Origin of the sequence: Bradyrhizobium glycinis, from assembly GCF_016031655.1 — a bacterium.
Classification (GTDB): domain Bacteria; phylum Pseudomonadota; class Alphaproteobacteria; order Rhizobiales; family Xanthobacteraceae; genus Bradyrhizobium; species Bradyrhizobium glycinis.
Window position 1 is genome coordinate 463,411 of sequence record NZ_JACCHQ010000001.1, and the last position, 13,342, is coordinate 476,752.

At 64.2% G+C, this 13,342-nt stretch carries 13 protein-coding genes; 9 read left to right on the top strand and 4 right to left on the bottom strand.

Annotated features, from left to right (window positions below; genetic code table 11):
* Positions 1-31 precede the first annotated feature (31 nt).
* The 3 genes from HZZ16_RS02155 to HZZ16_RS02165 all read left to right on the top strand — a co-directional run bounded on the left by HZZ16_RS02155 (position 32) and on the right by HZZ16_RS02165 (position 2,081).
* The gene (locus HZZ16_RS02155) at positions 32-940 is read left to right on the top strand and encodes a fumarylacetoacetate hydrolase family protein (RefSeq protein ID WP_197946855.1); all 909 of its coding nucleotides are present in this window, start codon (positions 32-34) and stop codon (positions 938-940) included.
* On the top strand, positions 940-1,377 hold the full coding sequence (locus HZZ16_RS02160) for an acyl-CoA thioesterase (RefSeq protein WP_197946856.1): 438 nt from the start codon (positions 940-942) through the stop codon (positions 1,375-1,377). The genes HZZ16_RS02155 and HZZ16_RS02160 overlap by 1 nt, the downstream gene beginning before the upstream one ends.
* A gap of 68 nt (positions 1,378-1,445) precedes the next feature.
* Entirely contained in the window at positions 1,446-2,081 is a 636-nt protein-coding gene (locus HZZ16_RS02165; RefSeq protein WP_311973613.1) for a hypothetical protein, read from the top strand.
* 193 nt (positions 2,082-2,274) lie between these two features.
* Here the strand turns inward: HZZ16_RS02165 and HZZ16_RS02170 are convergent, their stop codons facing one another.
* From HZZ16_RS02170 to HZZ16_RS02185, 4 genes are read right to left on the bottom strand one after another with little or no spacing between them, the layout of a single operon-like run.
* Positions 2,275-2,988, bottom strand: a complete 714-nt coding sequence (locus HZZ16_RS02170) for an ABC transporter ATP-binding protein (RefSeq protein WP_197946858.1) — start codon at positions 2,986-2,988, stop codon at positions 2,275-2,277.
* Entirely contained in the window at positions 2,985-4,754 is a 1,770-nt protein-coding gene (locus HZZ16_RS02175) for a branched-chain amino acid ABC transporter ATP-binding protein/permease (protein ID WP_197946859.1), read from the bottom strand. Before HZZ16_RS02175 ends, HZZ16_RS02170 begins: the two co-directional genes overlap by 4 nt.
* Complete coding sequence (locus tag HZZ16_RS02180; protein WP_197946860.1) at positions 4,751-5,794, bottom strand: branched-chain amino acid ABC transporter permease; 1,044 nt, start codon at positions 5,792-5,794, stop codon at positions 4,751-4,753. Before HZZ16_RS02180 ends, HZZ16_RS02175 begins: the two co-directional genes overlap by 4 nt.
* Before the next feature lie 44 nt (positions 5,795-5,838).
* A complete protein-coding gene (locus HZZ16_RS02185) occupies positions 5,839-6,987 on the bottom strand; it encodes an ABC transporter substrate-binding protein (protein WP_197946861.1) in 1,149 nt (382 codons plus the stop codon).
* A 636-nt stretch (positions 6,988-7,623) separates the two neighbouring features.
* Between HZZ16_RS02185 and HZZ16_RS02190 the strand changes: the two genes are divergently transcribed.
* From HZZ16_RS02190 to HZZ16_RS02215, 6 genes are read left to right on the top strand one after another with little or no spacing between them, the layout of a single operon-like run.
* Entirely contained in the window at positions 7,624-8,406 is a 783-nt protein-coding gene (locus HZZ16_RS02190) for an aspartate/glutamate racemase family protein (protein WP_197946862.1), read from the top strand.
* Positions 8,407-8,440: 34 nt separating this feature from the next.
* Positions 8,441-8,866 carry an organic hydroperoxide resistance protein gene (locus HZZ16_RS02195; protein WP_197947261.1) on the top strand — a complete coding sequence of 142 codons (426 nt, stop codon included), beginning with the start codon at positions 8,441-8,443 and terminating at the stop codon, positions 8,864-8,866.
* Between the two features lie 22 nt (positions 8,867-8,888).
* Positions 8,889-10,067, top strand: a complete 1,179-nt coding sequence (locus HZZ16_RS02200) for a thiolase family protein (RefSeq protein ID WP_197946863.1) — start codon at positions 8,889-8,891, stop codon at positions 10,065-10,067.
* A complete protein-coding gene (locus tag HZZ16_RS02205) occupies positions 10,064-11,305 on the top strand; it encodes an SDR family NAD(P)-dependent oxidoreductase (RefSeq protein WP_197946864.1) in 1,242 nt (413 codons plus the stop codon). Before HZZ16_RS02200 ends, HZZ16_RS02205 begins: the two co-directional genes overlap by 4 nt.
* Positions 11,306-11,339: 34 nt before the next feature.
* Positions 11,340-12,122, top strand: a complete 783-nt coding sequence (locus tag HZZ16_RS02210) for a cyclase family protein (protein ID WP_197946865.1) — start codon at positions 11,340-11,342, stop codon at positions 12,120-12,122.
* A 57-nt stretch (positions 12,123-12,179) separates the two neighbouring features.
* Positions 12,180-13,337: an ABC transporter substrate-binding protein gene (locus HZZ16_RS02215; protein ID WP_197946866.1), complete on the top strand. Its 1,158-nt coding sequence runs from the start codon at positions 12,180-12,182 to the stop codon at positions 13,335-13,337.
* Positions 13,338-13,342 lie beyond the last annotated feature (5 nt).

Sequence of the window (13,342 nt, forward strand, 5' to 3'; positions counted from 1 at the left end):
ATTCAACCAGAACAGCCGGATAGAAGCTTTCATGCGTCTCGTCACCTACACCTTGGGCTCCAGCGGTGCCCGTCTTGGAGCCCTGGTCAATGGACTGGTCGTCGATGTCGAGCACCTTGGTGCGTCCAGCGGCGTGACATGGCCGAGTGATATGCTGTCGTTCATCGACAACAGCGTGACCCTGCTGCCTGCGCTTAAGGATGCACTGGCGGACGCCCATGGCCGCTTCCCGGCCGGCTCGGCGGTTGCGGTCGAGGATGTAAAGCTGCAGGCGCCGATCCCGCGGCCTCGGAAAAACATCTTCGGCATCGGGCTGAACTACCGGGCGCATGTGGCGGAATCCGCCAAGAGCCTGGATACGGACAAGGACCTGCCGAAGCAGCCGGTCGTCTTCTCCAAGCCGCCGACCTCCGTGATCGGCCCGGGCGCGGCGATCCAGCACAATGCGAAGATGACGCAGCAGCTCGACTGGGAGGTCGAGCTCGCCGTCATCATCGGCAAGACCGCAACGCGCATCGCGACCGACAAGGCGATGGACCACGTCTTCGGCTATTCGGTGATGATCGACATTTCCGCGCGCGACAATCGCCGCGCCGGACAGTGGATTTTCTCCAAGGGCATGGACACTTATGCGCCGTTCGGCCCCTGCATCGTGACCGCGGACGAGATTCCCGATCCACACGATCTGCGGCTGTGGCTGACCAAGAACGGGGTCATGAAGCAGGACTCCAACACCAAATACATGATCTTCGACATTCCGGTGCTGATATCGGACATTTCGTCGGGCATGACGCTCGAGCCGGGCGACATCATCGCCACGGGTACGCCTGAGGGCGTCGGCGCCGGCATGAGCCCGCAGGAATGGCTTTGGCCGGGCGACGTGGTCGAGGCCGGCGTCGACGGCGTCGGTGTCATCCGCCACCCCGTCGTTGCGATCTGATGACGAATTTTTCGTTCGATCGCGAGCTCAGGTTCGGAGACTGCGATCCCTCGGGGATCGCGTACTTCCCGTCCTATTTGAACATTCTCAACGGTGTCGTCGAAGATTTTTGGGCGCGGATCGGTTTTCCATGGCCGGAGCTGATCACGGTCCGGAAGATCGGAACGCCCACGGTGCACCTGAATTGCGATTTCTCCCGGCCGTCGATGTTCGGCGATCTGCTGACGTTCAACCTGCGCATCATCAGGGTCGGTGGATCGTCTCTCCATCTCGAGCATGTTATCTCCGGCGCGAATGGCCCGCGATGGCGCGCGCGCCAGGTCCTTGCTGCGACCTCGCTGGTCGATCATCATGCGATCCCGTGGCCCGATGACATTCGCTTCGCACTGATTGCGCATGTGAGCGTGGGCGAGGGGACCGAGGCAGCGCCCGCATGATCTCGCTGTTCATGACATTCTCCGATTCCACAGGCGAACGGCGAGTTCGTCCTGATGAGGTTGGCACTGTGGCGGAGCTCGTCGGATCGATCCCCGACATGACCGAGGCCCTGCTGTTCACGCCGCTCGAACGGTCGGTCGACCATCCTTACAAGGCCGACGGCGCCGGCCCCGCCTTTGCACTTCAACTCCGGTTTCCCGACCTGTTCGCCTGCGAGGCGGCGATGGACCGCGGCGGCGTCCTTGCCAGCCTCGCAACAGGGGCCGGGCTATCCGGCCTCACCGGACTCGATGTCACACACCAGGTGATGCTGACGCGCGCGTATCCCGTCGATGTCGCGGAGCATCCGGCAGGAACGACGACTCCGTGCAGCTACCTCGTGCACTATCCCGGCCCAGCCGAGGATATGAACGCCTGGAACCTGCATTATCTGGAGCACCACCCGTCGATCATGCGGACCTTCCCAGACGTCCGACAGATCGAGATCTACACCCGCATCGACTGGGTCGACCGGCTGCCATCGCAGCGCGTCGAGCATATGCAACGCAACAAGCTGGTGTTCGACAGCCCGCAAGCCCTCGCGCACGCACTCGGCTCCGACGTGATCAAGCACATGCGTGCGGACTTCGTGAAATTCCCACCATTCGCAGGCGGCAACAAGCATTTTCCGATGCTGACAAGAGTGGTGGGGGCGAGGTCCTAGATAGGCGAGAGGCGATGATGGCATTATGCCCCTGTTTTGCCCGACGGATCAACCCGGTTTCGTAAAATCCGTAAGACTGGCCGCCAAGTCATTGAAGCCGCCAAGTCGTTGAAATCGCTGTCACCGGCTACTGTGCATGGGGTTGTTTTCGGCGTTTTTGTTTTGCAGCGAGCCGGCCTGATCCTGGCCGGCGCTAGTGTCCGCCGAGATAGGCCGTGATCAGCCTCTTATCGTGGATGAGATCCTTGGCGGGGCCGGACTGCACGATCTCGCCCGTCTCGAGCACATAGCCGTAGTCGGCCGTCTCCAGCGCAGCGCGGGCGTTCTGCTCGACCAGCAGGATCGAGACGCCGAGATCGCGCAGCGAGGCGATGGTGCGGAAGATCTCGCGCACGATCAGCGGCGCGAGGCCGAGGCTCGGCTCGTCGAGCATGAGCAGCTTTGGCTTGGCCATCAGCGCGCGCCCGAGCGCCAGCATCTGGCGCTCGCCGCCGGAGAGGGTGCCGGCGGCCTGGCGCTGCCGCTCCTTCAGGCGCGGAAAGCGATCATAGACCTCGTCCAGCGTCTTCTGGATGCCCGAGCGGTCGCGCAGGCTGTAGGAGCCGAGCAGGAGATTGTCGGCGACCGACATGTCGGAGAACAGCTCGCGCTTCTCCGGCACGAGGCACAGCCGGCGCTCGACGCGGTCCTCGACGGACATCCTGCCGATGTCGTTGCCCTGAAACACGAGACGGCCGCGGGAGGCGAGCAGCCCGATGGCGGCCATCAGCAGCGTGGTCTTGCCGGCGCCGTTCGGGCCGATCACGGTGACGATCTGGCCTTCCTCGACCGACAGCGAGACGTTGCGGACCGCTTCGACATTGTCGTAGCAGACGGTCACATCCGTCATGGAAAACATCTCGCTCACGCGACGCCTCCGAGATAGGCCTCTTGAACCCGTTCGTCGCTGCGGATCGCGGCGGGCGCGCCCTCGCAGAGCTTGGAGCCGAAGTCGAGCACGACGATGCGGTCGACCAGCGACATCACGAACTCCATGTCATGTTCGACGATCAGGATGGTTAGATGGTCCGACCGCAGCGAGCGGAGCAGCTCCGCAAGCCTGAGCTTCTCCTGGCGGCGCAGGCCCGCGGCCGGCTCGTCCAGCACCAGCAGCGCCGGGTCTGCGGCGAGCGCGCGCGCGATCTCCAGGATGCGCTGGTTGCCGAGCGGCAGATTGCCCGCGAGCTCGAATGGCTTGTCGCCGAGCCCGACGCGTTCGAGCTGCGTCAAGGCCTCGTGCCGGGTGCTGGCTTCCTCGCGCTGATTGAGGCGGAAGGCGCCGGCGAACAGGCCCGTGCTGGTGCGCGCGTAGGTGCCGAGCATGACGTTTTCGAGCAGGCTCATGCGCGGCCGCAGCTTCACATGTTGGAAGGTCCTGGCGATTCCGTCCTTGGCGATGCGGGATTGGGGATCGCGCGTGATGGCGCGTCCGGCAAAGACGATCTCGCCCTTGTTGACCCTGAGCGCACCCGTCAGGCAGTTGAACATCGTGCTCTTGCCGGCGCCGTTGGGGCCGATCACGGCAAGGATCTCGCCGGAGCGGACCTCGAAGCTGACATTGTTGACCGCGACGAGCCCGCCGAACCGCCGCTCCGCGCCGTCGACCTTCAGAAGCAGTTCGCCCGGTGTCGGCTGCGGACGGCGGGGCAGGGGCGGGGCGGCTTGCGGCCGTTCGCGCTTGATCTTCGGTAAGTAGCGCGCGACGAACGGCACGATGCCCTGCCGCGCCCATTGCAGGAACAGGATGAACAGCGCGGAGAAGGCGACGATCTCGAGCTGGCCTGACGCGCCCTTGGCGATCAGCGGCAGATAGTCCTGCACGCTGTTCTTGAGCAAGGTGACGATAGCGGCGCCCACGACCCCGCCGAGCAGGCTGCCTGCGCCGCCGACCATCGACATCATCAGATATTCGATGCCCATGCCGGCATCGAACGGGCCCGGGCTGATGAAGCGGCTCATATGGGCGTAGAGCCAGCCGGAGAGCGAGGCGAGGAAGGCCGCGATCACGAAGGTCACGAGCTTGATCCGGAAGGCATTGATGCCGAGGCTTTCGACCAGGATGTTGCCGCCGCGCAGCGCGCGCATGGCGCGGCCGAGCCGGGAGTCCAGGAGATTGTAGCCGAGGAAAAGCACCACGACGACGATGCCCCAGATCAGGAAATAGATCTGGGCGCTCGAGACGAGCGCGAACGATCCGATACTGATCGGCGGGATCGACGAGATGCCGTTGAAGCGCCCGAGCCCCTCGACATTGCCGAACAGGAAGCCGATGGCGAGCCCCCAGGCCACGGTCGAGAGCGACAGGAAATGGCCCTGGAGCCGCAAGGTGACGACGCCGAGGACGGTCGCGACACCGCAGGTCAGCGCCACCCCGAACACGAGGCCGAGCCACGGGGAATATCCATTCAGAGCAGAGACCCAGGCGGTAGCATAGGCCGCGACGCCGACGAAGGCAGCCTGTCCGAAGGAGACGATGCCGCCGACGCCGGTGAGCAGGGCAAGGCCGATCGCGACCAGCGAATAGATGCCGATATAGTTCATCAGCGTGATGCTGAAGGGGTTGAGGACGAGTGGCGCGAGCGCGAGGCACGCTACCGCCGCCACCGCCGCGAGCTGAACGTGAAGGCGCGTCATTCCTCGATCTCCTCCTCGGAATGCAGTGACGCGAGGGATCGCCAGATCAGGATCGGGATCAGAAGCGAGAACACGATGACATCCTTCAGCGCACTGCTCTCGAAGGATGCGAAGCTTTCGAGGATACCGACGCCGACGGCGCCGATAGCTGCGCCGGGGTAGCTGGTCATGCCGCCGACGATGGCGCCGACGAAGGCCTTGAGGCCGATCAGGAAGCCGGAATCATAGAATACGGTGTTGACGGGCGCGATCAGGATGCCGGAGACGCCGGCCATCAGTGAACCCAGGAGATAAGCAATGGTGCCGGCGCGGGCGGGACGTATGCCCATCAGGCGGGAGCCAGTCCGGTTCACGGCCGTGGCGCGGAGCGATTTACCGACCAGCGTGAAGTCGAAGAAGAGATAGAGCAGGCCAGAGAAGACGAGGGCTGCGATCACGATCAGCATGGTCTGGCCCGAGATCAGCACGCCGGCAAACTCGGTCGACAATGACGTCAGCGGCTCGGTCCTGACACCCTCGGGACCGAAGAAGAGCAGCCCAAGGCCGACCAGCGCGAAGTGCAGGGCGACGGAGACGGTCAGGAGCAGCAGCACCGTTCCGTCGGCAATGGGACGGAAGACGATCCGGTCCAGCAGCGGGGCGATGGGGGTGATCAGCATCAGGGCCAGCACGAGCCTTATGGCGAGCGGCGGCTCGGCGCGCATGGTCAGCCAGGCGAGGCCAACCACGGCCAGCGGCAATGCGAGGTAGAAGAAGAGAGCGCGCGGAAGCAGCCGAAGCTCGCCGTTGCGCAGCAGCGAGATGATTTCGATCAGGGTTGCGATGCACGCAAGGATGACGACCAGCGCGCCCGTGCCCGGAAAGCGCTTCGCGTCGAGCGCCGCCAGCGTCAGGGCCGTGAAGGCCGCGATGTCGCCAAAGGGAATGAAGATGACCCGTGTCACGGTGAAGATGAGGACGGTCCCGATCGCCACTAGCGCGTAGACTGCGCCGGTGGCGATCCCGTCGATCGCAAGAATGGCTGCGATGTCGCTCGTCATTGAGAACGCCGTCCCCCTTGTTCTGGTGGCCTGCTGCCGTCCGACTACGGCGCGTATTTCCAGGCGCCGCCCGTCAGGCGCACCACGACCAGCGCGCGCTCATCGACGCCGGTCACCGAGCCGGGCTTGAAGTTGTAGATGGCATGCACGCCCGGCAGTTCCTTGGTGCTGAGGATCGCGTCCCGCAGGGCGGTGCGGAATTCCGCCGTGCCGGGTTTCGCCGTCTTGAGCGCGCGCTCCGCTGCGTTGGCGAAGATCAACCAGGCGTCGAAGGAGTAGGCGGAGAAGCCGTCGGTGGTAGGGATGTTATGGACCTTCTGGTAGACGCTACGGAAATCCAGCGCGATCTTCTTGGCGAAGTGTTCGTCGGGCAGCTGCTCGGCCACGATGACGGGGCCTGCGGAGACCTGGATGCCTTCGGCCGCCTTGCCGCCGACGTTGACGAAGTCCGGATTGACAAGCGCCACCGTGCCGTAGGTGTTTCCCTTGAAGCCGCGCTCCGCGAGGCTGAGGAGAGGCAGCGCGCCTTGCGTCCCCGAGCCGCCGTCCAGAACGGCGTCCGGCCGCGCCGCTAGCACTTTGAGGATCTGCGCGGTGACCGAAGTGTCGGTGCGCGCATAGCGCTCGTTGGTCTGGATCTTGACGTCGCCGGCGGCCTCCGCCGCCTTGGCGCCGTTGTAGACGAGATCCCCCCACGCGTCGGAGAAGCCGATATAGCCGATGTTCTTCATGCCATCGCGCTTCATGCGATCGGCGATGATCTTGACGAGGAGGGATGCAGGCTGCGGCACCGAGACCACCCACTGCTCGGGTGTTTCCGGCAGTTTGCCGATCGGCGAGACCGCGATCATCGGCACTTTCAATTCGCTCGCCACCGCCGCCATGGCGATGGTCGAGGGCGCCGTCGCGGTGCCTATCAGGAGGTCGACCTTCTCTTCTTCCACCAGCTTGCGCGCGTTGCGGGTCGCGGCCGACGGGTCGGAGCCGTCATCGAGCTGGATCAGGCGGATGGTCTCGCCGTTGACGGTCTTCTTGTATTCATAGGCCGCGTTGATGCCGCGCCCGTAGGGGATGCCGATCGATGAGCCGTTGCCGCTGAGCGAGGTGACGAAGCCGATGGTGATATCGGCCTGCGCGGCGGGGGCTGTGACGATGCCGGCGGCAAGTGCAAGTAAGCTCAGAGTCTTGCGCATATGCGTTCTCCTCCGTTGATGCTGGATAGGAATGCTTCGATGCTGCCGCGCGGGCTCCCCGAACGACGAACCGACCCCTTGAAAACATTGCTGCGGCGCCAAATGCTGGGCGCGACCGAAGAGAGTGTGCTCGCCCGGACGCTCAGCAGCCATGATGTTGCGTGCCGCGCGAACGATAGGCCCACCGGCACATGCAAGCGGGCCTTTTCCGGAGCGATGAAAGGTCGTCGGTGCGGCCGCGATGCGCGGCCGGCGATGCTGCTGCTAAGGCCGGCTGTTCGAGCACGGCGACTGTCCACACGATCGAGTCTCTCAAAATCGGTGCCCTGCAACATCATTGTCATGGCCACCGGTCCTTGACCGGCGAGGAATTACTTAAAGCCTAAAGTATCTCCGGCGTCGTCGTCAACACGTGTCACGGGGTTGTCAGAAAAAATGTTGTTGCATACAATTTCGTCAGTGTGCGGCGCTTCTGCGCTACCCAACCGATCGAAAACGCCGTGCTCGCCTTGGCCCAGACGGCACTGGTCGCGGTCGCCGCCGCGCGCATTTGACGTGTGAATTAGTTTATGATTGAAATATATTCATCGGCAGCCGACGACCGATCCTCCGATCACCGCTTGAGGAGAAGGACCGATGCGCATCTTCTGGCAGAGCTTTGTTGATGCGAGCGTGAATGCGCCCTACATGGCGCGGCTGTCGGAATACCTGAACGACATCGCGGCGCCAGGCACGACGGTTCAAGTCCAGGGCATCAGTCCGCCGGACCGGGAGTTCGGACGGCTCGCGGAATTGCGCTGTGCGGTCCAGGCAATCGATAACGGCATCGCAGCGGAGGAGGGTGGGTTCGACGCCTTCGTCATGGGGCATTTTCAGGATCCCGGACTCTACGAGCTGCGCTCGGCGCTCGACATTCCCGTGATCGGGACCGGCGAGGCGACGTTGCTGGCGGCTTCACAACTCGGGCGGCGGCTGGGTCTTGTGACGCTCGATCCCGTCTTCGAGGTCTGGCACTATGAGCAGGCCGAGCGTTACGGCCTCGGCGATCGCCTCGTCCATGTGACCGGCCTCGGCTGCAGGCCGGAGGATTTTGCCGATGCGTTCGCCGGAAACGCTGCTGCGCAAGCCCGCATGATCAAGGACTTCGTCGCCTGCGCGCTCCCGCTGGTGGAACGCGGCGCGGATGTCGTGATCCCGGCCGGCGTGTTGCCAGGCCTTTTGATCGGGCGGGAGCATGGCCTGAAGGTCGGCCACGCTCCGGTGGTCAACTGCGCGGCCGTGGCGCTCAAGAGTGCCGAGATGTGGGTGCAGCTCCGCAAGCTCAATGGCACCGAGCCCAGCCGCGGGCCGAGCTTCAGGCGGGCCAGCGCCCAGGCCCGCGATGATTTCCGCGCGCTCCTTGCCCGTAACGGCCGCTAGTCCTCGAAACCCCGTTCCTGGAGAACAAGTCGTGATGATCCCCGAAAAGATCCTGTACGAGACCGAGGTGACGGCGACCGGTGGTCGGGATGGCAAGGCCGCCAGCGCTGACGGTCTATTGTCGGTGTCCCTGTCCTTGCCGAAATCGATGGGTGGTCCCGGTGGCGAAGGCACCAATCCCGAGCAGCTCTTTGCTGCCGGCTATGCCGCTTGCTTTCTCGGCGCGGTCAAGCTCGTTGCGCGCACGCGGAAGGTGGTGCCCTCTGCCGAGCCGTCCGTGACCGCGAAGGTTGCGATGGGGCCGGTGCCCGTCGGATATGCGATCGCTGTCGAGCTGAAGGTCAACCTGCCCGGTGTCGAGAAGGCTGTGGCCGAAGAGGTCGTTGCCGGCGCGCATGAGCGTTGCCCCTATTCGAACGCAACCCGCGGCAATATTGACGTGAAACTGACGGTGGTCTGAGGCGGATGAACGAGGGCGGTCGGTGACCATTAGTTTGCGCAGACCGTACGACGACGTCGTGATCGCGGCTCCCGTCACGATTCCCTATGTGCGCTACTCCATCGAGAGCGCGCAGTGGTGGATCGGGCGGGCGCTGAGCGCGCTCGTTGCGCAGGCCGGCATCAAGGCCTCCGACATCGACGGCCTGTGCGTCTCCAGTTTCACCATGGGCACGGACAGTGGCATCGGATTGACGCAGCATTTCGGGATCTGCGTCCGGTGGTTGGACACGATCCCGCTCGGCGGTGCCAGCGCCATCGCGGCGCTGCGCAAGGCGGCGCGCGCGGTTCAGGCGCGCGATGCCGACATCGTGGCGTGCGTCGCTGGCGACACCAATCACGTCGACTCGTTCAGGCTGACGCTGGAGAATTTCTCGCGGTTCAATCAGGACGCCGTCTATCCTTACGGCGCGGGCGGCGCCAATGCCAGCTTTGCCCTGATTGCGCGCAACTATATGCGGACGTTCGGCGTGACTCGTGAGGATGTCGGCAGGATCGCAGTTGCCCAGCGCGCCAATGCTCTGCGCAATCCGCACGCGCTGATGAAAGCGCCGCTGACGATGGAGCAGTATCTCTCGGCTCGGCCAATCTCCGATCCCATCCATCTGTTTGATTGCGTGATGCCATGCGCTGGCGCCGAGGCTTTCCTCGTGATGCGGGACGAGACCGCAGCCTCGCTGGGGCTGTCAGCCGCACGACTGCTGTCGACGATCGAGCGGCATAACGCTTTTGCCGACGATCCGATGCAGGTGCGCGGCGGCTGGGCGATGGACGTCGGCGAGCTCTATGCGATGGCCGGCGTGAAGCCCGAAGATCTTGATATCGTGCAGACCTATGACGACTATCCCGTCATCACGATGATGCAGTTCGAGGATCTCGGCTTCTGCAACAAGGGCGAGGGCGCTGAGTTCGTGCGCCAACACGATCTCACAATCGACGGCGACTTCCCGCACAACACTTCGGGCGGACAGCTCTCGGTCGGGCAGGCCGGTGCCGCCGGCGCCTATCTCGGTCTCGTTGAAGGGCTGCGGCAGGTTCTAGGCATTGCCGGTCCCACGCAGGTTAGGAATGCGAGCCTCGCTCTGGCCTCGGGGTTCGGTATGATCAACTATGATCGTGGTCTCGCCTCGGGTGCCGCGATCCTTGCTGGACCTTCGCGATGATTGAGCCGATCAAGCCGTCCCGGCGCAAGAACCCGCTGCTGCGGACGCGGCTACCGGCCTCGCCACCGCGACCGCGCAGCAGGATGTCGCACGGGTTCACGCGCGCAGCCGCCGAAGGCCGCTTTATGCTGCAGCGCTGCGAGGCTTGCGGCGCCTTTGCCTATCCGGCGCGCGAAGCCTGCCCGTCCTGTCTTTCGGCCGGCCTCGCTTTCGTCGATGCGCCGCGGCGAGGTGTACTGCTTGCCGAGACAACGGCACGGGTGCCGAGCGACGTCTATTTCCGCGAACGGGCGCCGTGGCGGATCGGCCTCATCAAGATGGATTGCGGTCCGACGATCGTCGCACATCTCCATGCCGACTGCGCAGAGGGTGCGGCCGTCAGGATGTCGTTGCAACTCGACAAGAGCGGCCAGGCGGTGGCCTTTGCCCATCCCGAAGCGGAGACTCCCAACATGGCAGACGACAGGCAGTGGCGGGAAATGACGGCCGATCCGAAATTCCGTCGCGCGCTCGTCACCAACGGCCGCAGCGTCATCGGTCAGGAAGCCGTCGCCGCTTTGAAAGCGGCGGGCGCCAAGACGGTGTTCGTCGGCATTGCCGAACCATGGCGACCGTTCGCCGGCGAGGAGCGGCTGCGCGGTCAGGACGGGATCGAGATCGTGACTCTTGATGCGGCTGACGAAAAATCGGCTACCGATGTTGCGGCTGACATCGGCGGCAAGGTCGATATTCTCGTCAACACGACGGAATATGTCCGGCCGGGCGGCCTGCTCGACCGCAGGGGCACGAGCATTGCACGCGACGAGATCGATCAGGCCTATCTCGGCTTCATCAATCTCGCTCAAGCCTTTGGCCCGGCCATGCGGACGCGCGGTGCCGACGGTATCAACAGCAGCGCGGCGTGGGTCAATATTCTCTCGGTCTATGCACTGGCGAACTGGCCTGCCTTCGGCGCCTACTCGGCCTCGCAGGCCGCCTGTCTGTCGTTGTCGCATTGCTTGCGCGCGGAGCTGCGGCCCGGCGGGGTCCGGGTGATGAACCTGTTCACCGGCCCTGCCGACACCGAATGGTTCCAGACCGTGCCGCCGCCGAAAGTCGCGCCGCGCGTGATCGCGCAGGCAATCGTGTCGGGCCTCAGGAACGGGCTCGAAGAGATGTATGTCGGAGATGTCGCCGAGGAGATCCGGCAACGTCTCGCGGCCAATCCGAAAGCGCTCGAGCGCGAGCTCGACAGATAACAAGCGGATTTCAACCGAGCTGGAGGACGTGACGATGCAAAGCAAAGGTCTCCTGGAGCTGGCGAGTGCGATCTCTTCCGGCGCGGTGCGCGTCGTCGATCTGACCTTTACACTCAGTCCGGACTTTCCGGTCATCGTCCTCCCGCCGGAGTTCGGCCAGGCCGCGCCTGTCCGCATCCAGGAGATATCGCGATACGATGGTCGCGGTCCGGCCTGGTACTGGAACAACGTTACGTTCGGCGAACACACCGGCACGCATTTCGACGCGCCGATTCACTGGTTCACCGGCAAGAACCTGCCGAACAATGCCGTCGACACGATGCCGGCCAAGGACATGATCGCACCGGCCTGTGTCATCGACTGCTCGGTGCAGGCGGCGCAGGATCCCGATTTCCTGCTGACCGTCCCGATTGTCGAAGCCTGGGAAGCCAGGCACGGCCGTATCCCCCAGCGGAATTGGGTGTTGCTCAGGACCGACTGGTCGAAGAAGGGCTGGCGCGACTACTCCAATCTCGGGGACGACGGCGCGCATACGCCGGGCCCGAACCCGGCGGTGATGAAGTGGCTGGTGGAGGAGCGCGGTGTCATCGGTTTCGGCACCGAAACCATCGGCACGGATGCGGGGCAGGCCGGACACTTCGAGCCGCCTTATCCGGCGCATCACTTCCTGCACGGCGCGGGCCGCTACGGCTTGCAATGCCTGTGTAACCTGGATCAGCTTCCGGCCACCGGCGTCGTCATCGTGGCTTCGCCACTGAAGATCCAGAACGGCTCCGGCAGCCCGCTTCGAGTCATCGCTCTGGTGTCGTCGACCTGAGCCCAGTCCATGGCGCTTGCCAATCAGAACAAGAAATTTTCCCGAAAGAGAGGTGCCATGAACTTGATCAAGAGCCTGGTGGCTTCCACGGCATTGCTGCTTGCCGGTCCGCAATTCGCGCAGGCCGAGATTCTCGTGGGATTCGTTACCGGCCTCAGCGGGCCGGTGTCATCGATCGGTATTCCCAACGCGAAGGGGATCGCGGCAGGTCAGGCCTATATCGGCGAAATCGGCGGCGAGAAGCTGCGGGTCATCCAGCTCGACGACGGCTCTGATCCGACCGCGTCGGCACGCAATGCGCGCAAGCTGGTCGAGCAGGAGAAGGTCGATATCCTGATCGGCACGTCCGGCGCTCCCCAGACGCTCGCGATGGCGACCGCAGCCATCGAGATGAAGGTTCCGATGATCGCGGTGTCGCCGATCGCACCGGTGCCATCAGGCGACGGCGGTCCCTGGGTCGTGCAGACGCCGCAGCCGACGCCGCTTCTGGTGCAAGGAATCGTCGACCACATGAAGGCGAAGGGCCTGACGACCGTCGCCTTCATCGGTTTCTCCGATGCGTTCGGCGATCTCATGTACAATTCGCTCGAGCAGAGTGCGAAGGCCGCCGGCATCAAGGTCATCGCCAACGAACGCTACGCCCGGTCGGACTCCTCGGTGACGGCCCAGGTGCTGCGCGCGCTCTCCGCGCGTCCCGACGCCATCATGCTCGGCGGCACGGGCACGCCAGGCGCGCTGCCGGTCATCGCTCTGTCCGAGCGTGGATATAAGGGACCGCTCTATGGCAATCACGGGCTGATCAGCGCCGATTTCCTTCGTCTGGCTGGCAAAGCCGCCAACGGCATCATGTGCCCGACGGGACCTGTGACCGCGGCTGAGCAGCTTCCGGCCAGCAATCCGATCCAGAAGGTCGCCCTGGATTTCCGCTTGGCCTTTGAAAAGGCCAACGGCGAGGCGCCGACGGATTCATTCTCGTCCTATTCCTTCGACGGTTGGTTGATCTTCGCCGACGCCGCCAAGCGTGCGATGGCGACCGGTGCCAAGCCAGGCTCACCTGAGTTCCGTACCGCGATTCGCCAGGCGCTGTTCACCACCAAGGAGGTCGTCGGGACGCAGGGCATCTACACCTACACGCCGGCGGACCGGCATGGAGTCGACGATCGCTCGCGCATCATGGTCCAGATCGAGGATGGCAAGTACAAGTTGTTGCCTTGAGGTGC

What these genes read in the sequence shown, in the direction of transcription:
- HZZ16_RS02155 (WP_197946855.1), top strand. Translation starts at nt 32, where the DNA reads ATGCGTCTCGTCACCTACACCTTGGGCTCCAGCGGTGCCCGTCTTGGA.
- HZZ16_RS02160 (WP_197946856.1), top strand. Translation starts at nt 940, where the DNA reads ATGACGAATTTTTCGTTCGATCGCGAGCTCAGGTTCGGAGACTGCGAT.
- HZZ16_RS02175 (WP_197946859.1), bottom strand. Translation starts at nt 4,754, where the DNA reads ATGACGCGCCTTCACGTTCAGCTCGCGGCGGTGGCGGCGGTAGCGTGC.
- HZZ16_RS02180 (WP_197946860.1), bottom strand. Translation starts at nt 5,794, where the DNA reads ATGACGAGCGACATCGCAGCCATTCTTGCGATCGACGGGATCGCCACC.
- HZZ16_RS02185 (WP_197946861.1), bottom strand. Translation starts at nt 6,987, where the DNA reads ATGCGCAAGACTCTGAGCTTACTTGCACTTGCCGCCGGCATCGTCACA.
- HZZ16_RS02190 (WP_197946862.1), top strand. Translation starts at nt 7,624, where the DNA reads ATGCGCATCTTCTGGCAGAGCTTTGTTGATGCGAGCGTGAATGCGCCC.
- HZZ16_RS02195 (WP_197947261.1), top strand. Translation starts at nt 8,441, where the DNA reads ATGATCCCCGAAAAGATCCTGTACGAGACCGAGGTGACGGCGACCGGT.
- HZZ16_RS02205 (WP_197946864.1), top strand. Translation starts at nt 10,064, where the DNA reads ATGATTGAGCCGATCAAGCCGTCCCGGCGCAAGAACCCGCTGCTGCGG.
- HZZ16_RS02210 (WP_197946865.1), top strand. Translation starts at nt 11,340, where the DNA reads ATGCAAAGCAAAGGTCTCCTGGAGCTGGCGAGTGCGATCTCTTCCGGC.
- HZZ16_RS02215 (WP_197946866.1), top strand. Translation starts at nt 12,180, where the DNA reads ATGAACTTGATCAAGAGCCTGGTGGCTTCCACGGCATTGCTGCTTGCC.